20 protein-coding genes are annotated in these 19208 nt (G+C 64.0%); 14 read left to right on the top strand and 6 right to left on the bottom strand.

Features of this window, described 5'->3' with window-relative positions; all coding sequences use genetic code 11:
- The first annotated feature begins 15 nt into the window (after window positions 1-15).
- Both C5N93_RS06115 and C5N93_RS06110 read left to right on the top strand, forming a co-directional pair.
- Window positions 16-570, top strand: coding sequence for a hypothetical protein (locus tag C5N93_RS06115; RefSeq protein WP_069340639.1), 555 nt, complete (start codon window positions 16-18; stop codon window positions 568-570).
- 149 nt (window positions 571-719) lie between these two features.
- A complete protein-coding gene (locus tag C5N93_RS06110; protein WP_242558632.1) occupies window positions 720-1223 on the top strand; it encodes a hypothetical protein in 504 nt (167 codons plus the stop codon).
- Between the two features lie 108 nt (window positions 1224-1331).
- Here the strand turns inward: C5N93_RS06110 and mgtA are convergent, their stop codons facing one another.
- Together mgtA and C5N93_RS06100 are read right to left on the bottom strand one after the other, a co-directional pair.
- Window positions 1332-4091 carry a magnesium-translocating P-type ATPase gene (mgtA, locus tag C5N93_RS06105; protein ID WP_242558631.1) on the bottom strand — a complete coding sequence of 920 codons (2760 nt, stop codon included), beginning with the start codon at window positions 4089-4091 and terminating at the stop codon, window positions 1332-1334.
- A 73-nt stretch (window positions 4092-4164) separates the two neighbouring features.
- Window positions 4165-4368: a hypothetical protein gene (locus C5N93_RS06100; protein ID WP_242558630.1), complete on the bottom strand. Its 204-nt coding sequence runs from the start codon at window positions 4366-4368 to the stop codon at window positions 4165-4167.
- Between the two features lie 594 nt (window positions 4369-4962).
- Here C5N93_RS06100 and C5N93_RS06095 point away from each other — a divergent pair.
- Complete coding sequence (locus C5N93_RS06095) at window positions 4963-5565, top strand: phosphatase PAP2 family protein (RefSeq protein WP_242558629.1); 603 nt, start codon at window positions 4963-4965, stop codon at window positions 5563-5565.
- Window positions 5566-5724: 159 nt separating this feature from the next.
- Here C5N93_RS06095 and rnk read toward each other — a convergent pair whose 3' ends face one another.
- Window positions 5725-6150 carry a nucleoside diphosphate kinase regulator gene (gene rnk, locus C5N93_RS06090; RefSeq protein WP_069340634.1) on the bottom strand — a complete coding sequence of 142 codons (426 nt, stop codon included), beginning with the start codon at window positions 6148-6150 and terminating at the stop codon, window positions 5725-5727.
- A 150-nt stretch (window positions 6151-6300) separates the two neighbouring features.
- On the opposite strand from rnk, the gene hemL reads away from it, so the two are divergent.
- From hemL to ribD, 5 genes are all read left to right on the top strand, one after another.
- The gene (hemL, locus tag C5N93_RS06085; protein ID WP_150722612.1) at window positions 6301-7605 is read left to right on the top strand and encodes a glutamate-1-semialdehyde 2,1-aminomutase; all 1305 of its coding nucleotides are present in this window, start codon (window positions 6301-6303) and stop codon (window positions 7603-7605) included.
- Window positions 7606-7701: 96 nt separating this feature from the next.
- The gene (locus C5N93_RS06080; protein ID WP_150722613.1) at window positions 7702-8316 is read left to right on the top strand and encodes a LemA family protein; all 615 of its coding nucleotides are present in this window, start codon (window positions 7702-7704) and stop codon (window positions 8314-8316) included.
- A gap of 13 nt (window positions 8317-8329) precedes the next feature.
- Entirely contained in the window at window positions 8330-9226 is an 897-nt protein-coding gene (locus C5N93_RS06075) for a TPM domain-containing protein (RefSeq protein WP_242558628.1), read from the top strand.
- A gap of 5 nt (window positions 9227-9231) precedes the next feature.
- Window positions 9232-9780, top strand: coding sequence for a TPM domain-containing protein (locus C5N93_RS06070; protein ID WP_242558627.1), 549 nt, complete (start codon window positions 9232-9234; stop codon window positions 9778-9780).
- 14 nt (window positions 9781-9794) lie between these two features.
- On the top strand, window positions 9795-10889 hold the full coding sequence (gene ribD / locus C5N93_RS06065) for a bifunctional diaminohydroxyphosphoribosylaminopyrimidine deaminase/5-amino-6-(5-phosphoribosylamino)uracil reductase RibD (RefSeq protein ID WP_242558626.1): 1095 nt from the start codon (window positions 9795-9797) through the stop codon (window positions 10887-10889).
- A gap of 142 nt (window positions 10890-11031) precedes the next feature.
- Here the strand turns inward: ribD and C5N93_RS06060 are convergent, their stop codons facing one another.
- Genes C5N93_RS06060 through C5N93_RS06050 form a run of 3 tightly spaced genes read right to left on the bottom strand, consistent with a single transcriptional unit; the run spans window position 11032 to window position 12838 of the window.
- Complete coding sequence (locus C5N93_RS06060; protein ID WP_242558625.1) at window positions 11032-11793, bottom strand: fumarylacetoacetate hydrolase family protein; 762 nt, start codon at window positions 11791-11793, stop codon at window positions 11032-11034.
- Entirely contained in the window at window positions 11790-12629 is an 840-nt protein-coding gene (locus C5N93_RS06055; protein WP_150722618.1) for a fumarylacetoacetate hydrolase family protein, read from the bottom strand. Before C5N93_RS06055 ends, C5N93_RS06060 begins: the two co-directional genes overlap by 4 nt.
- A complete protein-coding gene (locus C5N93_RS06050) occupies window positions 12629-12838 on the bottom strand; it encodes a tautomerase family protein (protein WP_042114897.1) in 210 nt (69 codons plus the stop codon). Before C5N93_RS06050 ends, C5N93_RS06055 begins: the two co-directional genes overlap by 1 nt.
- Window positions 12839-12977: 139 nt before the next feature.
- Between C5N93_RS06050 and C5N93_RS06045 the strand changes: the two genes are divergently transcribed.
- The 6 genes from C5N93_RS06045 to C5N93_RS06020 all read left to right on the top strand — a co-directional run bounded on the left by C5N93_RS06045 (window position 12978) and on the right by C5N93_RS06020 (window position 19202).
- A complete protein-coding gene (locus C5N93_RS06045; RefSeq protein ID WP_242558624.1) occupies window positions 12978-13883 on the top strand; it encodes a LysR substrate-binding domain-containing protein in 906 nt (301 codons plus the stop codon).
- Between the two features lie 430 nt (window positions 13884-14313).
- Window positions 14314-15426, top strand: a complete 1113-nt coding sequence (locus C5N93_RS06040) for a branched-chain amino acid ABC transporter substrate-binding protein (RefSeq protein ID WP_242558623.1) — start codon at window positions 14314-14316, stop codon at window positions 15424-15426.
- A 104-nt stretch (window positions 15427-15530) separates the two neighbouring features.
- A complete protein-coding gene (gene livH / locus C5N93_RS06035; protein WP_042114893.1) occupies window positions 15531-16454 on the top strand; it encodes a high-affinity branched-chain amino acid ABC transporter permease LivH in 924 nt (307 codons plus the stop codon).
- Between the two features lie 8 nt (window positions 16455-16462).
- The gene (locus C5N93_RS06030) at window positions 16463-17737 is read left to right on the top strand and encodes a high-affinity branched-chain amino acid ABC transporter permease LivM (RefSeq protein ID WP_242558622.1); all 1275 of its coding nucleotides are present in this window, start codon (window positions 16463-16465) and stop codon (window positions 17735-17737) included.
- The gene (gene livG, locus C5N93_RS06025) at window positions 17734-18501 is read left to right on the top strand and encodes a high-affinity branched-chain amino acid ABC transporter ATP-binding protein LivG (RefSeq protein WP_069340624.1); all 768 of its coding nucleotides are present in this window, start codon (window positions 17734-17736) and stop codon (window positions 18499-18501) included. The genes C5N93_RS06030 and livG overlap by 4 nt, the downstream gene beginning before the upstream one ends.
- Entirely contained in the window at window positions 18501-19202 is a 702-nt protein-coding gene (locus C5N93_RS06020) for an ABC transporter ATP-binding protein (protein ID WP_069340623.1), read from the top strand. Before livG ends, C5N93_RS06020 begins: the two co-directional genes overlap by 1 nt.
- The last annotated feature ends 6 nt before the right edge of the window (window positions 19203-19208 follow it).

Here is a 19208-nt window from a genome sequence, read left to right as displayed (position 1 = left end):
GACAGGACACTCGTCATGGATGACATCGAACAGCGTCACCGCACCGTCGCCCGTCTGCTGATCAAGCTCTCGGGCACCACGCTGGCACGGCTGGCGTATGCCACCGGCATTACGGGCAATACGATCTCGCGATGGGTACATGGCGATCCCTGTGCACTCGGGCCGCAGGGGCGCGACAAGCTGTTTGCCGCGCTCGGCGTGCGCAGCGACGGCGTGAACGTGCGCTTCGCGCATCGCGCCACGGGGGCCGCGCAACCGGTCTTCCAGATCAACGGTCTGGTGCAGGCCGAGCGCTTCGCCACCCTCGCGGCGCTGACCTCGACGCAATTCGTGGCAGCACGCGAGACGTGCCAGGGACACACACTGGTGAGTGTGATCACCGACATCACCGGACAAACGACGGCGCTGCTCGTCGGCACGCGCGAAGCGCTCGACGAGTTGTACGCCGAACTCGGCATCGCCGTCTCGCCCCGGCGACGCTCGGACCCTCACGATCATCCCGACCGTTTGGAGGCCGACCTCCGTCCATATCCTTCGACTCGCACGACAGTGCGGCTACACTCGAACTGACCGTAATCTACGTAGCGCCGCCGGAATGCCCGACTTCCCCTGACGTTCCCCGGTGCGACGCAAGCCGCGTAACGACATCCGGCGTCTGGCATCGGCTGGATACCGAGCGGCGATCCATCTTTGGCCCCCCGTCAACCATGGAGCGTGTCATGACGACAGATCGCATCAACAAGCGCCTGAAGGTTTACGCCAAGGACGGCTGGCAGGACACGGGATACAAGGTCGGTGCACAAGGCGCCCCGAAAGTGATCCTGCGGGCCGAAGGCGAATGGTGCACGCGCACCGACGACCGCAAGTTCGGACGCCGCGACGCCAACGGCCGGACCCCGAACTCCGGCGCGACGTATCTTCACAAGGTCTCCGGCGACGAGGAATATCCGTACCACGGCGGCGACGCCCTCATGGGGCAGTTGGTCGGACGCTTCGGCGAGAGCGGCGAACCGTTTCTCGTCGGCAATCACAAATCGTTTCGCGTAGACGGCATGCCGAAGGACGTATCGCTCTGGCTGTGCTGCAACGATCCGCTCGACAGCGCCAAGCGCGACAACGACGGCGCCCTTGACGTCACGCTGGAACTCGACGACGCGCGCGACGTCTTCGCGCCTCGTTCGCAGCACTTCGACCGTCCGTCCGGACGCTGGGTGGACGATTGAGGCACTGGCTGACGCCGGCACAGGCACAATGAAAAAAGCCAGCGGAGAAGGATTCACCGCTGGCTTTTCTGTCTTGCTTCGTTGCCGTTGATTACGACAGCAGGTTCCTCACTGCCATCCGAAGCGGCGCGCGAACATGCCCTTCATCAACTGCGTGAGCACCGCGTACGCCAGCAGGATCGCGGCGAGCATCGGGAAGTAGGCGAGCGGCAGTGCCTGCATCCGGAACGTCTCGGCGAACGGCGACATCGGCAGCATGATGCCGATCAGCATCACCGCGCCCGTCATCAGCAGCAACGGCCACGCCGCACGGCTCTGGATGAACGGCAGACGGCGCGTGCGGATCAGGTGCACGATGAGCGTCTGCGAGAGCAGCCCTTCGACGAACCAGCCGGACTGGAACAGCGTCTGATGCGCCGCGCTGTTCGCGCCGAACAGGTGCCACATCGCGACGAACGTCAGCACGTCGAAGATCGAGCTGATCGGGCCGAAGAACACCATGAAGCGCGACAGATCCGCCGGATTCCAGCGCTGCGGCTGCGTGAGTTGTTCGCTGTCGACGTTGTCGAACGGAATCGTCGTCTGCGACAGGTCGTAGAGCAGGTTCTGCGTGAGCAACTGCAACGGCAACATCGGCAGGAACGGCAGGAAAGCGCTCGCGATCAGCACCGAGAACACGTTGCCGAAGTTCGAGCTGGCCGTCATCTTGATGTACTTGAGCATGTTGGCAAACGTGCGACGCCCTTCGATCACGCCCTGCTCCAGCACCATCAGGCTCTTTTCGAGCAGGATCAGATCGGCGGCTTCCTTGGCGATATCCACCGCCGTGTCGACCGAAATACCGATATCGGCCGCGCGCAACGCGGGCGCGTCGTTGATGCCGTCGCCCATGAAGCCGACCACATGACCGTTTGTGCGCAACATGCGCACCAGCCGCTCCTTGTGCGCAGGCGTGAGCTTGGCGAAGACGTTGGCGCGCTCGACCGTCTGCGCGAGTTCGGCGTCGCTCATCGATTCGATGTCATCGCCCAGCACGCAGCCGGTCACCGTCAATCCGACTTCGCGGCAGACCTTTGCGGTCACGAGATCGTTGTCGCCGGTGAGCACCTTGACGCCAACACCCGAGGCGGCCAGCGCCTTGAGGGCCGGGGCTGTCGACTCCTTGGGCGGATCGAGGAAGGCGATGTAGCCCACGAGCACGAGGTCGCTCTCATCCGCGATGCCGTAGCTGTCGCGCACCGGCGGCAGATGACGCGACGCCACGGCCACCACACGCAGCCCCTCGGCGTTCAGGTCCGCCGTCACGCGACGCAGACGCGCCAGCACGTCGGGCGTGAGCGGTTCGATGTTCGCGCCATGCTGCACGCGGCTGCACACCGACATCACCTCTTCCACCGCGCCCTTGCAGATCAGTTCGTGGTGATCGCCGCTCTCGCTGATTTCACTCACGACCACCGACATGCGGCGACGCTGAAAGTCGAACGGGATTTCGTCGATCTTGCGGTAGCGGTTGACCACGTCCAGCCGTTGATGCAACTCGGCATGATCGAGCACCGCCACGTCGAGCAGGTTCTTCAGGCCGGTCTGATAGAAGCTGTTGAGGTAGGCGTATTCGAGCACGTCCTCCGAGACATTGCCCCACACGTCGGTGTGACGCTCCAGACAGATCTTGTCCTGCGTGAGCGTGCCGGTCTTGTCGGTGCAGAGCACGTCCATCGCGCCGAAGTTCTGGATCGCGTCGAGCCGCTTGACGATCACCTTCTTGCGCGAGAGCACCACCGCGCCCTTGGCGAGCGTGGCCGTCACGATCATCGGCAGCATTTCAGGCGTGAGGCCGACGGCCACCGACAGCGCGAAAAGCGACGCTTCAAGCCAGTCGTGCTTCGTGAAGCCGTTGATGAGCAGCACGATCGGGGTCATGACCAGCATGAAGCGGATGAGCACCCACGACACGCGGTTCACGCCTTGCTGGAACGAGGTGACGGTCGGCTGCTGTGCCGTCACGCGTTGCGCGAGCGAGCCGAAGAACGTGCGGGCGCCGGTCGCCACCACGACGGCGGTGGCCGAGCCGCTCACGACGTTCGTCCCCATGAAAGCGAGGTTGTCGTACGCGAGCGGGTTGCTGCCGCCGGTCTGCGCGGCGTGCACGAACTTCTCCACGGGCAGGGCTTCGCCGGTGAGCGCCGATTGCGACACGAACAGGTCTTTGGCGGCCAGAATGCGCACGTCTGCCGGGATCATGTCGCCCGCGGCGAGCAGCACGATGTCGCCCGGCACCAGTTCGGCGAGCGCGACCTCCCGGCCCATGCGGCCAATACGGCCTATATGTCGCACCTTGTCGGTGTCGGTCACGCCGTCGCCCGGCGCTTCGCGGCGCAGCACCGTGGCCGTGGTACTCACCATGGCCTTGAGCTTTTCCGCCGCCTTGTTCGAGCGCGCTTCCTGCACAAATCGCAACACCGTGGAAATGATCACCATCGACGCGATGATGATCGTTCCCTCGGTGTCGTCGGTCGCATAAGACACAGCGGCCAGTGCAGTGAGCAGCAGGTTGAACGGGTTGCGATAGCAGTTGAACAGATGACGCCACCAGGGCAGCGGCTTTTCATGCGCGACTTCGTTCGGGCCGACGTGCGTGCGCACCGTGGCGGCTTCGTCGTCGGACAGCCCCTCGCGTGTCGTGCGCAGGCGCGCGAGCAGGTCCGGCCCGGTGTCGCGCGCGGCGTCGAGCAGACCTGGCGGTGCCTCGTGCCCGTGCGCGGGCGCGTCGAGGGTTTCGAGCATGTCGCGGCGACGGAAGAAGCGCAGGCCGAGGCGCGCGCCAAGCACCGCAATCAGTCGCTCGCTGAGCGTGAGAGCTTGTTGCATCGGATACATCCTGAAAATACGGATGGGGCGCCCGACAAACGCGGCGCCCCGTGAAAAACGACGAAGCGCGAACTCAGTCGCGTCTGGCTTGCCCGCCGCGGCGAACGAACGACCGCAGCCACTGCCCGGCACGTGTGAACGCCCCGGTGCGCGCGGTTGTGTCATGGGCCTCGACGGCGTCCGGGTGCGGATCGACGTGATAGTGATGCAGGCACTGGGACGGCAGCATGAGCGCTTGCGGATTGCCCGAGCGAAGGGTCATGGAGTAACGGAACACGATGAATCTCCCGGCCACACGGCAGCGGTCCGTCACAGGCGTATCGTTCGCGTCTGTCCCCGGTTCAGGGAAACACACGAACGCACGCGCACGACGGGACAGCCCGAGCGGCAGACGTAAAACCAATAAGGGAGCGTGCTACGAAAGACGGACGCTATCGATACGGCCCAACGAAACCCCTCGTCGCACAAACGCTGCGGCTAAAGGGGGCAGACCATCGAAAGGAACATCCGAGGTGCGCGCCAACCCGACAATGCGAGTTAGCGGCTGGGAAGATCCCGGGGACTAACTCGCGGTGGTGGTGTCGACTTCGGTCGACCGGCAACTACCACTAGAACTACTGTCCACGGAAGGACCTCCTGAGAGCTATGACGGCGCGATTTTACCCCCGAGTGCGTCGAAAGAAAAGTGACAATTCAACGTGTTACAAAATGATGACAAAAGCCCTTTCCTCCGGACGGCGGCTCGGCCAGAATCTGTCATCCAATCGTCACAAACCGCCCGCCAGCGGCCGACGGCCCGCTGCGGCGACGGTCATTCGTCCCCCCGGCAGCCGCCCGAACGCCCGGCACGCACTCGATCCCCCCGGACTTCATGGATTCGCTCAACCGCGCCCTCTTCCTGGCCATCAACGCCTCCCCCAACGTCAGCGAAGGCGAACTGGCGCTCGCCGTCTTCCTCGCCAAGTATCTGATCCTGCTGCTGCCGATCGGGCTCGCCACGCTGTGGCTGGCCGGCGGACGGGATCGCGAAGGCGCGGTGCATGGGCTGCTGGGCGTGGGCCTCGTACTGCTCGTCAATGGTGTGATCGGTCTTGCGTGGTTCGAGCCGCGTCCGTTCGTCGTCGGCCTCGGTACGAACCTGCTGCCGCATGCGCCGACGAGTGCATTCCCGAGCAATCACGGCGCGATCATGTTCACGTCGGCCTTCGTGCTGATGGGCGCGGTCGCACGCACGCCGCGTCTGCTTGGCAAGCTCCTTCTGATTTGTGCGCTGCCGGTGTGCTGGGCGCGCGTCTATCTCGGCGTGCATTGGCCGGTCGATATGTTCGGTGCGCTGGCCGTATCGATCGTCGTCGCCCTCATCATGCGCACGGCGAGTGCGCGCGAGACGAGCCGCATCGTCTCGGCCATTCTCGAAAGCGTCTACCGTCGACTGATGGCATGGCCGATCGCACGCGGCTGGCTGCGTCGCTGAACACGACATTCGAGACGCAAGTACGGCGGGACTGCGGGAACTGAAGAAGCTGGAAAGGCTTGAGGAACTTGCGGGACTGCGGGAAAGACGCGACAGCGAGAGAGATGCTTGGGAGACTCGGGAGATCCGAATCTCCCAATGGTGCTTCGGAGATGTGAATCAGCGGTGGTATTCGCCAGCGGCTTCCGGCTGGTAATCGAGGCCGAGCAGTTCCAGCTCGATCAGGTGACCGCCCGGCACTTGCCAGTGAATCGACTGGCCGATACGCAGCCCCAGCAGCGCGCTGCCAACCGGCGCCAGCACCGAAATACCGTTTTCCGTGGCCGCGAGATGCTGCGGATACACGAGCGTTACGCGATGCTCCTGCTGCGTGGCGAGATCACGATAGCGCACCACCGAATTCATCGTGGCGACGTCGGCCGGCATTTGCTCCGGTTCGACGACGCTCGCACGGGCGAGCTCTGTTTCGAGTGCCTCCACATACGGCAATGCCGTGCGCGGCGCATTCTCGATGACCGAATAAAGACGATCGAGGTCGAGAGACGAGACAGTGATCGAAGGACGTTGCGAGTTGACGGTGGACATGTCGACGGGCCTTGAATTTCCTTGGGCGTTGAGTAAAGGTGCCTTCAATCTAACAGAAGCCCCGCGCGGGGAGAAGTCCCGGACCGGGGCGCCATCCGCTAGAATCGACGCATTAAGGTGAATAGGCCCTCGCGCCGCAAAGCAGAACTCATGTCCGAAAACACTACGAATGCCGCGCTGTTCGAGCGCGCTCAGCAAACCATCCCCGGTGGCGTGAACTCGCCCGTGCGCGCCTTCCGCTCGGTCGGCGGCACGCCGCGCTTCATCGCCCGCGCACAAGGCCCCTACATGTGGGATGCCGAAGGCGTGCGCTACATCGACTACATCGGCTCCTGGGGCCCGATGATCGTCGGTCACCTGCATCCGGAGGTCGTTGCCGCCGTCCAGACCGCCATGTCGCAAGGCTTCAGCTTCGGTGCGCCGACGCAGGCCGAAGTGGTGATGGCCGAAGAAATCTGCCGCCTCGTGCCGTCCATCGAGCAAGTGCGTCTGGTGTCCTCGGGCACCGAAGCGACGATGAGCGCGCTGCGTCTGGCACGCGGCTTCACGGGCCGCAACAAGATCGTCAAGTTCGAAGGCTGCTATCACGGGCACGCCGACAGCCTGCTGGTCAAAGCCGGTTCCGGCCTGCTGACGTTCGCGGATTCGACGCGCAACGCCCCCTCGTCCGCCGGTGTGCCGCCGGAAGTCACGCGCGACACGCTCGTGCTCGAGTACAACAACGTCGACCAGCTTCGTGAACTGTTCGCCGGTCAGGGCAGCGAAATTGCGGCCGTGATCGTCGAGCCGGTCGCGGGCAACATGAACCTCGTGCGCGGCTCGCGTCATTTCCTCCAGACGCTGCGCGAACTGTGCACCGCGCATGGCGCCGTGCTGATTTTCGACGAAGTGATGTGCGGCTTCCGCGTCGGTCTGGGCGGCGCGCAGGCGCTTTACGGCATCACCGCCGACCTCACGTGCCTGGGCAAGGTCATCGGCGGCGGCATGCCTGCGGCGGCCTTCGGCGGACGCCGCGACATCATGTCGCATCTGGCGCCGCTAGGTGGCGTCTATCAGGCGGGCACGCTCTCGGGCAACCCGCTCGCCGTGGCCGCCGGTCTTGCCACGCTCAAGCTGATTCAGGCGCCGGGCTTCTATGAAGACCTGGCCAAGCGCACGTCGAAACTGGTGAGCGGGCTCGTCGATGCCGCACAAGCGGCCGGTGTGCCGTTCTCGGGCGACAGCGTCGGCGGCATGTTCGGTCTGTACTTCCGCGCCAGCGTGCCGCAGAGCTTCGCCGAAGTCACGACGTCGGACGTGGCGCGCTTCAACAAGTTTTTCCACGCCATGCTCGATCGCGGTGTCTACCTCGCACCGAGCGCGTTCGAAGCCGGCTTCGTCTCCGCCACGCACGACGACGCGATCATCGATGCGACCATCGACGCCGCGCGCGACGCGTTTGGGACGCTCGTGTGAGTGCCGTGAGGCGCTCACTACCATTTGCACTGTGGCGCTTTCCACGTATTGCGTAGTCCGCCGGATGTCCGTCCGGCCATAACAAGGGGAAACATCATGCAAATGCTGCTGCCGATCAAGCTCCGTCAATCGTTCCTGCGCTGGCTCACGCTGGGGCTGCTCGCGTCGTTGCTCTCCGCTTGCGGATACAACGAGATTCAGGTCAAGGACGAAGCGGTCAAGGCGTCCTGGAGCGAGGTCGTCAACCAGTACCAGCGCCGCGCCGATCTGGTGCCGAATCTGGTCAATACCGTGAAGGGCTATGCGTCGCACGAGCAGGCAACGCTCACCGAGGTGATCAATGCCCGCGCCAAGGCGACGAGCATCACGGTCACGCCCGAGACGCTGAACGATCCGGAAGCCTTCAAGCGCTTTCAGCAAGCGCAAGGGGAATTGTCCGGTGCACTCTCGCGTCTGATGGCCGTCTCGGAGAACTACCCGAACCTGAAGGCCGACGGTCTTTTCCGCGACCTGCAATCGCAGCTCGAAGGCACGGAAAACCGCATCACGGTGGCGCGAAATCGCTACATTCAGTCGGTGCAGGACTACAACGTGTACGTGCGTCAGTTCCCGAACAACCTGACCGCCAAGGTGTTCGGTTACGCCACCAAGCCGAACTTCACCGTGGATAACGAGAAGGCCATTTCCACGGCGCCGGCAGTCAAGTTCTGAGGATCCGGCCATGATGGCGGCTACGACTCTGCCGAAGCGTTTGTTGTGGACGTTGTGGGCGCTGACGCTGGCCGCCCTGTGCTGGCTGGCGCTGCCGGCCAGCGCCGAAGCGCTGGTCGCGGTGCCCGCCCTCACGGCCCGCGTGACCGACCTGACCAACACGCTCACGCCCGAGCAGCGCAACGCGCTCGAAACCCAGCTCGCGCAGTACGAGCAGCAGCGCGGCAGCCAGATCTTCATTCTGATGCTGCCGAGCACCGCGCCCGAGACCATCGATCAGTACAGCATTCGGGTGGCCGATGCGTGGAAGGCCGGTCGCAAGGGCGTCGATGACGGCGTGATCATGCTCATCGCGAAGGACAATCCGAACGACTTGCGCAAGATGCGTATCGAAGTCGGACGCGGCGTGCAAGGTTCGCTCACCGACGCGATCTCGGGCCGCATTCTGCGCGACGTGATGGCGCCCTACTTCCGTAGCGGCGACTTCTTCGGCGGACTGGCCGCCGGCGTGGCCGCCGTGCAGGCGGCGATGAACAACGAGGCGCTGCCCGCGCCCAACCTGCCGTCGACACGCGCGCCGCATTCCGATCTTTCCGATTTCCTGCCGCTGCTTTTCATCGTCTTCATCATCGCCATGGTGGTGATCATGGAGGGCCGCCGACGCTTTCAGGGCCCCGGACTGCCCGGCGCCAATCCCAACGATCCGCGCTCGCGCGTGCTGACCGGCCAACGCGGGCGCATCGGTCCCGGTGGTTTCGGCGGCGGTATTGCGGGCGGGCTCGGCGGCGGACTCGGCGGTGGCTGGGGACGTAACGACGGCGGCGGCTTCGGTGGTGGCGGCGGTGGGGGTGGTTTTGGCGGCGGAGGCGGAGGCGGTTTCGACGGCGGCGGCTCCTCGGGGAACTGGTGACGGTAATGACGACAGCACACGAGAAGGAAATCGCGATGTCACAGAAGCCTCACGATGTCTCGCGCTGGCTGCGTCACGCCGGAACGTGGCGCGCGCACGCCCGCTGGCTGTTTCCCGACGACGCCCTCGATACGCTCGAAGCGTCGATCCGCGACTCCGAGCGTGAACACCGCTGCGAGATCCGTCTGGTGATCGAAGCCGCGATGCCGCTCGCGGCCGTTTGGCACGGGCAAACCTGCCGTCAACGCGCCGTTGCGCTGTTCCATCAGTTGGGGGTTGCACACACCGACGCGCGCACAGGCATACTGCTGTACATCAACATCGCCGATCACGACATCGAGCTGGTTGCCGACAAGGGCGTCAATGCACTGGTGAGCAGTCACCGGTGGGACGCCGTGGTCGCGCAGATGAGCGCCGGTTTCCGTGACGAACGTTATGTCCAGAGCGTGCTCGACGCGCTGAACACCCTGCGCGGCATTGCGCGCGAATCCCTGCCGGCGCGAGCCGGCGCAGCACCGGACAATGCCTTGACCGACCGGCCGCTGATGCTCTGACGATCCGACGTCTCATGTTTTCCGATCAGGATTTTGCTTACATGCGCCGCGCGCTGGCACTGGCCGAGCGCGCGATGTTTACTACGACGCCGAACCCGCGCGTCGGCTGTGTGATCGTGCAGGACGGCCGCGTCATCGGCGAAGGGTTCACGCAGCCCGCCGGACAGGACCACGCCGAAGTGCAGGCCATGAAAGACGCACGCTCGCGCGGTGAATCGGTGCGCGGCGCGACCGCCTACGTCACGCTCGAACCGTGCAGTCACTATGGCCGCACGCCGCCGTGCGCCAAAGGCCTCATCGAAGCGGGCGTGAAACGCGTGATCGCTGCGATGGAAGATCCGAATCCGCTCGTCGCCGGACGCGGCCTCGGCATGCTGCGCGAAGCCGGTATCGAAGTGCGCTGCGGCTTGCTGGAGCAGGAGGCGCGCGAGATGAACATCGGCTTCATTGCCCGCATGACGCGCGGCACGCCGTGGGTGCGCATGAAGGTCGCCGCCAGTCTCGATGGCAAGACCGCGCTGAACAACGGCGTGAGCCAGTGGCTGACCGGTCCGGCCGCGCGCGCCGATGGCCATGCATGGCGCGCACGCGCCTGCGCCATCCTCACCGGCATCGGCACCGTGCGCGAAGACGACCCGTCGCTCACGGTGCGCGAAGTGGAAACCACGCGTCAGCCGCTGCGCATCGTCGTCGACTCGCGTCTGGACATCTCCCCGACGGCCAAGGTGCTCGCCGACGGCAACGCGCTCGTGGTCTGCGCGAACGGCGATCCGGATCGCGTGTCGCGTCTGCGCGATCTTGGCGTGAGCGTGCTCGATCTGCCGAACGCGAACGGCAAGGTCGAATTGTCCGCGCTGTTGCGCACGCTGGGGGAACGTCAGTTCAACGAGATTCACGTCGAAGCCGGCTACAAACTCAATGGCTCGATGCTGCGCGAAGGCTGTGTGGACGAACTGCTTACGTACATCGCACCGTGCATCGTCGGCGATGCACAGGGCATGTTCAATCTGCCGGCGCTCACGTCGCTCGACGACAAGCTCGCCCTCGAATTCACCGACGTTCGTATGATCGAGAGCGACCTTCGCGTGATGGCCCGCGTGAAACGCTGACGTTGGTGCGCGGCGACGCGGGACCTCACGGTTTCGTCATCGTCTGCACCATCCAATGAAAACGGGGTGTGCCGCGTCGCGATGACCGGCACACCCCGTTTTGTCTTGCCGGGGTAGCGAACGCCGCTCCCCGATCGCGCGATCAGACGTGGAAACCCACGCGCCCGAGCGACTCCATCTCGACCGACACGTACTGGCCCGGCTTGATGTACTCGGCCGGCGTCGCACCGCCCGCCATCACGATCCAGCCCGCCTGCAACGGCTCACCGGCCGCCGCCGACAACCGTGCCGCGGCCACCAGCGAACGCAGCGGATGACCGAGCAGCGCAGCGGTGGAGCCGACTTGCACGGTACGGCCGTCGATCGTCATCGCCAGTCCCAGATTCGAGAAGTCGACATGCGGGTCGTGCCACGCACCGATCACGAAACCGCTCGACGACGCGTTATCCGCAATCACCTCCGGCAACGTGAACTTGAAGTCCTTGTAGCGCGAATCGATGATCTCGATGGCCGGCGCAATCGCTTCCACTGCCGCGAGCGCCTGCGGCCCCGTGACGTTGCCTTCGAGCGGCTTCTTCAGGATGAACGCGATTTCCGGCTCGACACGCGGATGCACATAGCGCTTGAAGTCGATGGCCGTGCCCTCTTCGACTTGCATGCCCGATGTCAGACGCCCCCAGATCACGTCCGAGAGTCCCATCTGGATCATCTTGGCGCGGCTGGTGAAGCCCATCTTCACGCCGACGCGCGTCTCGCCGCGCTCGGCACGGCGGGCCAGCGAAGCGGCCTGAATAGCGTAGGCGTCGTCGAGCGAGAGGCGGTTGTCAGTGTCGAACTGTTCGACTTCGTAGGCGAAATGCGCTGCATCGTCGAGCAGCTTGGCGTAATCGTGGATGTGGCTCATCGTGCAGCCTCGCTGGCAGGTTCAAAGACGGCGCGGACCGAGCCCAGGCCATTGATGCGGGTCTCGAAGATGTCGCCCGGCGTGACCACGGCCATGGGGCCGAGCGCGCCGGACAGCACCAGATCGCCCGCCCGCAGCGGCGTGCCCACGGCCGCCATCGTGCGTGCAAGCCACACCACGGCGTTGATCGGGCTGCCGAGGCAAGCCGCGCCCGCCCCCACGGACACCGGCTCGCCTCGGCGCTCCATTACCATGCCGCACATGCGGACGTCGAATTCGGACAGCTTTTTCGGCGTGTTGCCGATCACGTAAGCCGACGACGATGCGTTATCGGCAATCGTGTCGGTAATGCGGATATTCCAGTCGGCAACACGGCTACCGACGATTTCCAGCGCCGGCAGGGCGTACTCGATGGCGTTGAGGACATCGAGCTGGCCCGGGTTCTCGACATTCAGATCACGGCCGATGACGAAGGCGATCTCGGCTTCGATTTTCGGTTGCGTGAGGATCGAGGCGGGAATCGGTTCTCCGTCGCCATAGCCCATGTCGTCGAACAACATGCCGAAATCCGGCTGGTCGACGCCGAGCTGCTTCTGCACGGCGACCGACGTCAGGCCGATCTTGCAGCCGACGATGCGGCGGCCTGCGGCCAGCCGGCGCTCGGTGTTGATGCGCTGGATCGCGTAGGCGTCGTCGATGCTCAAGGGCGCGAACGTGTCGCGCAGCGGGGCGATGAAGCGGTGCGAGCGCTCGGCTTCGAGCAGCGCGTCGGCCGCCTGCTGAAGACGTGCCTGCGTGGCGGGATCACGCGGCGCGTTGGACGTTGCGGCGCTCATCACGCGCCTGCCTTGGCCGGCGCGGCCGGCTCGTCCTTGGTGCGCTCACCCACGGCCCAGTGCGCGGCCGGCACCTGCGTCGCATAGACGCGAATCGATTCGAGCGGCGCGCCGAGGGTCTCGTGCACCGTGCGTGCCACGGCCTTCACACAGGCCTTCACGGCGGCGTCGTCACGACCTTCCACCAGATTGATATGTACGATCGGCATGTTGGTGTCCCCTGAAAATGCCCAAACGAGACCTGAACAAGGGTCTCCGTGTGGCCATGATGCGCGCGCGACGAGATACCGTCCAATACCGATTTCCGAGAATCCGATACCATTTCGGTATCAAGATGGAGGACATCTCATGGACATCAGGCAAATGCGGTACTTCCTGGCCGTGGCGCAGGAAGGCCATTTCGGCCGCGCGGCCGAGCGGCTGAACATGGCGCAGCCGCCGCTCACCCGTCACATTCACGCGCTCGAAGCGCAGTTGGGCACGGCCCTGTTCATGCGCACGCCCAAGGGAGCCACGCTGACCGCCGCCGGGCAGACGCTGCTCGCCGAAGTGCCCAACATCCTGTCGCTCACGCGCCGGGCGGAGGAGCAGACGCGTCTGGCGGGCGAGGGTTACATCGGACGGCTCGACGTCGGCATCTTCAGTTCAGGCATTCTCAACGTGATTCCGCGACTGCTGGCGAGCTTTCACACCGAGCGCCCCGAAGTGAAGATCGGCCTGCATAACCTCTCCAAGACCGAGCAGATCGCCGCGTTGCGCGAACGGCGTATCGCCATCGGCTTCAATCGCCTGATTCCCGACGAGCCGGATATCGTCGTCGACTGGATTCATCGCGAACCGTTTCTGGTCGCGCTTTACGAGGGACATCCGCTATGCAAACGGGCGTCGCTCACGCTCGCCGATCTCGATAACGAACGGATGATTCTGTACCCGAACGCGCCGGTGCCCGGCCTCGCGGAGGAGGTCACGGCGGCCTTTCGTGCGGAGGGCGTGACGCTGCGCGTAGAGCAGGAAGTGGAGGATGTGGTGACGTCGATTGCGCTCGTGGCGAGTCGTTTCGGCGTGTGCGTCACCACGGAATCCGCGGCCAACCTGCGTTTGCCCGGCGTGGTGTATCGCCCGTTGAAGTCACAACGGCTACGCTCGATCGAACTGAACTGCATGTACCGGCGCGACGACGATTCGCCAATCCTCGCCGCGTTTCTCGCGCTCATGCGCCAGGCGCGCAACCAGCGTCATGCCCTGTCGATGTAGGGAAGTGGTCTCTTACGCAATATATCTGCGTGGATATCGGCGCATGGATGCAAACATTCAGACATTGGATTTCAATGCGGCGCAGATTGTATCCAAAATGTCCTGATGCGTAATCCATTGTCGTCATTCAACGTGGCCCCGATTTGTCGATTGCCTTCACACGGACCGCACTTTCAATCTGCGTAGTACTACGGAGTATTGCTGTGACGACTCTTATTTTTTTCTTATGACCCTTTTGAAAGCCTTTATCCATAAGGGTTTCGGGATGACTCAGGATACCTGTTTCTATTGATGCGCTTATTACGCTACTATGGCGCATCGTTCGCGCCACCCATGGCCAGAATGATCCAATACCGACCAGGTTCAGCAGTCGATTAAGACTACCGCAACGCCGGGTAGTCAAAAAATACAAATCAAGGAGATGTCCACAATGCAGTTCCGTCACAAATCCCTGTTCGTTGCCGCTGCTCTCGCCCTCCTCGGAACGGCCGCCAACGCCGAGACCGTCAAGATCGCCATCGCCGGCCCGTTCAGCGGTTCGGTTGCCCAGTACGGCGATATGGTCAAGGCCGGTGCCATGACGGCCATCGAACAGATCAACGCCGCTGGCGGTGCGAACGGCAACAAGCTCGAAGCTGTGTTCATGGATGACGCATGCGAACCGAAGCAGGCCGTCGCCGTCGCCAACAAGATCGTCAGCCAGAAGATCAAGTATGTGATCGGTCACGTGTGCTCGGGCTCGACCATCCCGGCATCGGACATCTACGAAAACGAAGGCGTGGTGATGATTACGCCGTCGGCCACGGCCCCGCAACTGACCGAAGGCAAGAAGCGCCACTTCATCTTCCGTACGATCGGCCGCGACGACCAGCAAGGTCCGGCAGCCGCTCAGTACATCATCAGCAAGGTCAAGCCGAAGAAGGTTGCCGTGCTGCACGACAAGCAGTCGTACGGTCAGGGTATCGCCACCTCGGTGAAGAAGGATCTGGACGCCGCCAAGGTGCCGGTCGTGCTGTTCGAAGGCATCAATGCCGGTGACTCGGACTACTCGGCTGTGATCACGAAGCTCAAGGCACAAGGCGTGGACTTCGTGTACTTCGGCGGCTATCACCCGGAAATGGGTCTGCTGCTGCGTCAGGCACGTGAACAAGGCGTGAAGGCCACCTTCATGGGACCGGAAGGCGTGGGCAACAAGGACGTGACGGCCATCGCCGGTGCGGCCTCGGAAGGCATGCTCGTGACGCTGCCGGCCGACTTCGCTGCCGATCCGGCCAACGCCAAGCTGGTGAAGGCTTTCGCCGATGCCAAGCGTGACCCGAACGGCCCGTTCCAGATGCCGGCATACACCGGCGTGAAGCTGATCGCCGACAGCATCGCCGGCGCCAAGAGCACGGACTCGGAAAAGGTTGCCAAGTACCTCCACGCCAACACGTTCGACACGCCGATCGGCAAGGTTGCGTATGACGCAGCTGGCGATCTGAAGTCGTTCAAGTTCGTGGTCTTCACCTGGCACAAGGACGCTACCAAGACCGCCGCCAACTGATTCCCTGACGCTTTACTGGCCAGCGAATCACCCCCAGCCGCCCGCCGACCCCGGCGGGCGGCTCGCATTCGCGCTCGGCCCCCGCTAGTCGCGAGGCTTCCCGCATGAACGAATTTTTCCCACAGCTTGCCCAGCAACTGGTCAATGGCCTGACGCTGGGCGCGATCTACGCGTTGATTGCCATCGGCTACACAATGGTCTACGGCATCATCGGTATGATCAACTTTGCCCACGGCGAGATCTACATGATCGGCGCCTATGTCGGGCTTGTCACACTGACTGCAATCGGAACGGCGGCGGGCTACCCCTTGCCGCTCGTGCTGGGCGCAGCGCTGCTGGTTTCGGTGCTGATCACGGGCCTGTACGGCTTCGCGATCGAGCGGGTGGCGTATCGCCCGCTACGCGGCGGACCTCGTCTCGGACCGCTGATCTCCGCGATCGGTATGTCCATCTTCCTGCAGAACTACGTGCAGATCGGTCAGGGCGCGCGTGACGTTTCCGTGCCGATGCTGATCTCGGGCGCCATCGATATTCCGATGGGCGACTTCACCGTGACCATTCCCTACGCCCGCATGTTGATCGTCGGGGTGACGGTGGCACTGATGATTCTGCTCACGCTGTTCATCGCGAACTCGCGCATGGGCCGCGCCTGCCGTGCCTGCGCCGAGGACATGCGCATGGCCAACCTGCTCGGCATCGATACGAATCGCGTGATCTCGTTCACGTTCGTGCTCGGCGCCATGCTCGCGGCCGTGGGCGGCGTGCTGATCGGCCTGACCATCGGCAAGCTCAATCCGTATATCGGCTTCATCGCCGGCATCAAGGCCTTCACGGCGGCGGTGCTGGGCGGTATCGGCAGCGTTCCCGGCGCCATGCTGGGCGGCGTACTGCTGGGGCTGGCGGAGACGCTCGCCTCGGGCTACATGCCCTCCGAGTACAAGGACATCGTGGCGTTCTGCCTGCTGGTGCTGGTGCTGCTGTTCCGCCCGACCGGCCTGCTGGGCAAACCCGACGTCGAGAAAGTCTGAGGTCGACCATGACACAACAACTCACCCTCAAGTCCGGCGCCGCCAACGGCGCACCGGCAGGAGAGACGCTCAAGGGTGCGGTCATCGCCGCAGTCATGACGATCATCCTCACGGCCCCTATCCTGGGCCTGCAACTGAAGCTCGACGGTTACAAGGTCGTGCTCGAACAACACTGGCGTCCGGTCTGGATCGCGACGGCCGTGGTGTTCGTGTTCCAGTTGATCAAGCCGTTTCTGGTGCGCACGAAGCGTGCCGTGAAGCTGCCGGCCGTGCCCGCGATGGGACGCCGCCAGCAACTGACCGCGATGTGGGTGCTGCTCGCCGTCGGGCTCGTGTGGCCGTTCGTCGGCTCACGCGGCGCGGTGGACGTGGCGACGCTCGCCCTCATCTACTGCGTGCTCGGCCTCGGCCTGAACATCGTCGTGGGCTTTGCCGGCCTGCTCGATCTGGGCTACGTCGGCTTCTACGCGGTGGGCGGTTACACGTACGCGCTGCTCAACCAGTACTTCGGTCTGACCTTCTGGGAATGCCTGCCGCTCGCAGCGCTGATGTCGGCAACCTTCGGCTTCCTGCTGGGCTTCCCGGTGCTGCGCCTGCGCGGTGACTACCTGGCCATCGTGACGTTGGGCTTCGGCGAAATCATTCGCCTGCTGCTCAACAACCTGACCAGCCTCACCGGCGGTCCGGACGGCGTGTCGGGCATTCCGAAGCCCAGCGTGTTCGGTCTCGAGATGGCGCGCTCGTCGAGCGTGGAAGGCGTGAAGACGTTCCATGAACTGTTCGGGCTCGAATACAGCGGCTCGCACATGGTGATCTTCCTGTACCTGCTCGCGTTCGCCCTGGTCGGCTTCACGCTGTTCGTCACGAGCCGCCTGATCCGCATGCCGATCGGCCGTGCCTGGGAAGCGCTGCGCGAAGACGAAATCGCCTGCCGCTCATTGGGTCTGAACCCCACGCGCATCAAGCTCTCGGCGTTCACGCTGGGCGCTTCGTTCGCAGGACTGGCCGGCGCGTTCTTCGCCGCACGTCAGGGGCTGGTCACGCCTGAGTCGTTCACCTTCATCGAGTCGGCGCTGATTCTCGCGGTGGTCGTGCTCGGCGGCATGGGCTCGCAGATCGGCGTGATTCTCGCCGCCATCCTGCTCACCATCCTGCCGGAAGTCGCGCGTGACTTCGCCGAGTACCGCATGCTGATCTTCGGTCTGGTGATGGTGCTGATGATGATGTGGCGTCCGCAAGGTCTGCTGCCCGCCACCCGCCCGCATGTGGAGTTGCCGCAATGAGTGCAGAACTGTTGAAACTCTCCGGCCTGCAGATGCGCTTTGGCGGTCTGCTCGCCGTCGATGGCGTCGAGTTCGACGTCCGCAAGAACGAAGTCTTCGCGATCATCGGTCCGAACGGCGCCGGCAAGACGACCGTGTTCAACTGCGTTGGCGGCTTCTACCGTCCGACTGGCGGCTCGATCGTGCTCGACGGCGACAACATCACCGGCCTGCCGAGCCACATGGTCGCGCGCCGCGGGCTGGTGCGTACGTTCCAGAACATCCGTCTGTTCCGTCAGTTGACGGTCGTGGAAAACCTGCTGGTCGCACAGCACATGACGGTGCACAGCGGTTTCCTGCAAGGGCTGTTCTCGACGGGGGCGTTCCGTCGCGCCGAGCGAAGTGCGCTGGAGCGCGCCAAGATGTGGCTCGACCGCCTCGGCCTCACGCCGGTTGCCAACCGCGAGGCCGGCACGCTGTCGTATGGACATCAGCGCCGCCTGGAGATCGCGCGTTGCATGATCACCGAGCCTCGCCTGCTCATGCTCGACGAACCGGCCGCCGGTCTGAACCCGCAGGAAAAAGTCGAATTGCAGCAACTGGTCGACAAGCTGCGTCACGAGTTCGGCATTTCGGTGCTGCTCATCGAGCACGACATGAGCCTGGTGATGGGGGTCTCCGACCGCATTCTCGTGATGGAACACGGCAAGCCGATCATGACCGGCAAGCCCGACGAGGTGCGCAACGACCCGCGCGTCATCAAGGCCTACCTCGGGGAGGAATAATGCTGAAGCTGGAACAGATCCACACCCACTACGGGGCCGTCGAGGCGCTCTCCGGCGTGTCGATCGAAGTGAACAAGGGCGAGATCGTCACGCTCATCGGGAGCAACGGCGCGGGCAAGACCACGCTGATGATGACGGTGTGCGGCACGCCTCGCGCGTCGAGCGGCCGTGTCATGTTCGAGGGCAACGACATCACCGCCCGTCCCACGCACGAAATCATGCGCATGGGGATGGCGATTTCGCCGGAAGGGCGTCGTGTGTTTCCGAGCCTGACCGTCATCGAGAATCTGAAGATGGGCGGCTTTTTTGCGTCCAACGATGAAATCGATGCCGGCATGGAACACGTCTTCAAGTTGTTCCCGCGACTCGCGCAACGCGGCAAGCAGCGTGCGGGCACGATGTCGGGCGGTGAGCAGCAGATGCTGGCGATCGGGCGCGCGCTGATGAGCCGTCCGCGTCTGCTGTTGCTCGACGAGCCGACGCTCGGCCTCGCGCCGCTCGTCATCGCGCAGATCTTCGACATCATTCGCGCGATCCGCGAAGAAGGCGTGACGGTGTTCCTGGTCGAGCAGAACGCGAACAAGGCACTGCATGTGGCCGATCGCGGTTACGTGCTCGAAACCGGTCGCGTCGTGCTCGCCGATTCGGCCGACAACCTGCTGGCGAACGACGACATCAAGCGCGCCTATCTGGGCGCATAAGTCGGA

The organism is Pandoraea sp. LA3 (assembly GCF_022696215.1).
GTDB lineage: Bacteria > Pseudomonadota > Gammaproteobacteria > Burkholderiales > Burkholderiaceae > Pandoraea > Pandoraea capi.
The sequence above is the reverse complement of the archived record's forward strand: the minus strand, read 5'-3'. Positions and strand labels throughout refer to the sequence as shown.

What these genes read in the sequence shown, in the direction of transcription:
- C5N93_RS06115 (WP_069340639.1), top strand. Translation starts at nt 16, where the DNA reads ATGGATGACATCGAACAGCGTCACCGCACCGTCGCCCGTCTGCTGATC.
- C5N93_RS06110 (WP_242558632.1), top strand. Translation starts at nt 720, where the DNA reads ATGACGACAGATCGCATCAACAAGCGCCTGAAGGTTTACGCCAAGGAC.
- mgtA (WP_242558631.1), bottom strand. Translation starts at nt 4,091, where the DNA reads ATGCAACAAGCTCTCACGCTCAGCGAGCGACTGATTGCGGTGCTTGGC.
- C5N93_RS06095 (WP_242558629.1), top strand. Translation starts at nt 4,963, where the DNA reads ATGGATTCGCTCAACCGCGCCCTCTTCCTGGCCATCAACGCCTCCCCC.
- rnk (WP_069340634.1), bottom strand. Translation starts at nt 6,150, where the DNA reads ATGTCCACCGTCAACTCGCAACGTCCTTCGATCACTGTCTCGTCTCTC.
- hemL (WP_150722612.1), top strand. Translation starts at nt 6,301, where the DNA reads ATGTCCGAAAACACTACGAATGCCGCGCTGTTCGAGCGCGCTCAGCAA.
- C5N93_RS06080 (WP_150722613.1), top strand. Translation starts at nt 7,702, where the DNA reads ATGCAAATGCTGCTGCCGATCAAGCTCCGTCAATCGTTCCTGCGCTGG.
- C5N93_RS06075 (WP_242558628.1), top strand. Translation starts at nt 8,330, where the DNA reads ATGGCGGCTACGACTCTGCCGAAGCGTTTGTTGTGGACGTTGTGGGCG.
- C5N93_RS06070 (WP_242558627.1), top strand. Translation starts at nt 9,232, where the DNA reads ATGACGACAGCACACGAGAAGGAAATCGCGATGTCACAGAAGCCTCAC.
- ribD (WP_242558626.1), top strand. Translation starts at nt 9,795, where the DNA reads ATGTTTTCCGATCAGGATTTTGCTTACATGCGCCGCGCGCTGGCACTG.
- C5N93_RS06060 (WP_242558625.1), bottom strand. Translation starts at nt 11,793, where the DNA reads ATGAGCCACATCCACGATTACGCCAAGCTGCTCGACGATGCAGCGCAT.
- C5N93_RS06055 (WP_150722618.1), bottom strand. Translation starts at nt 12,629, where the DNA reads ATGAGCGCCGCAACGTCCAACGCGCCGCGTGATCCCGCCACGCAGGCA.
- C5N93_RS06050 (WP_042114897.1), bottom strand. Translation starts at nt 12,838, where the DNA reads ATGCCGATCGTACATATCAATCTGGTGGAAGGTCGTGACGACGCCGCC.
- C5N93_RS06045 (WP_242558624.1), top strand. Translation starts at nt 12,978, where the DNA reads ATGGACATCAGGCAAATGCGGTACTTCCTGGCCGTGGCGCAGGAAGGC.
- C5N93_RS06040 (WP_242558623.1), top strand. Translation starts at nt 14,314, where the DNA reads ATGCAGTTCCGTCACAAATCCCTGTTCGTTGCCGCTGCTCTCGCCCTC.
- livH (WP_042114893.1), top strand. Translation starts at nt 15,531, where the DNA reads ATGAACGAATTTTTCCCACAGCTTGCCCAGCAACTGGTCAATGGCCTG.
- C5N93_RS06030 (WP_242558622.1), top strand. Translation starts at nt 16,463, where the DNA reads ATGACACAACAACTCACCCTCAAGTCCGGCGCCGCCAACGGCGCACCG.
- livG (WP_069340624.1), top strand. Translation starts at nt 17,734, where the DNA reads ATGAGTGCAGAACTGTTGAAACTCTCCGGCCTGCAGATGCGCTTTGGC.
- C5N93_RS06020 (WP_069340623.1), top strand. Translation starts at nt 18,501, where the DNA reads ATGCTGAAGCTGGAACAGATCCACACCCACTACGGGGCCGTCGAGGCG.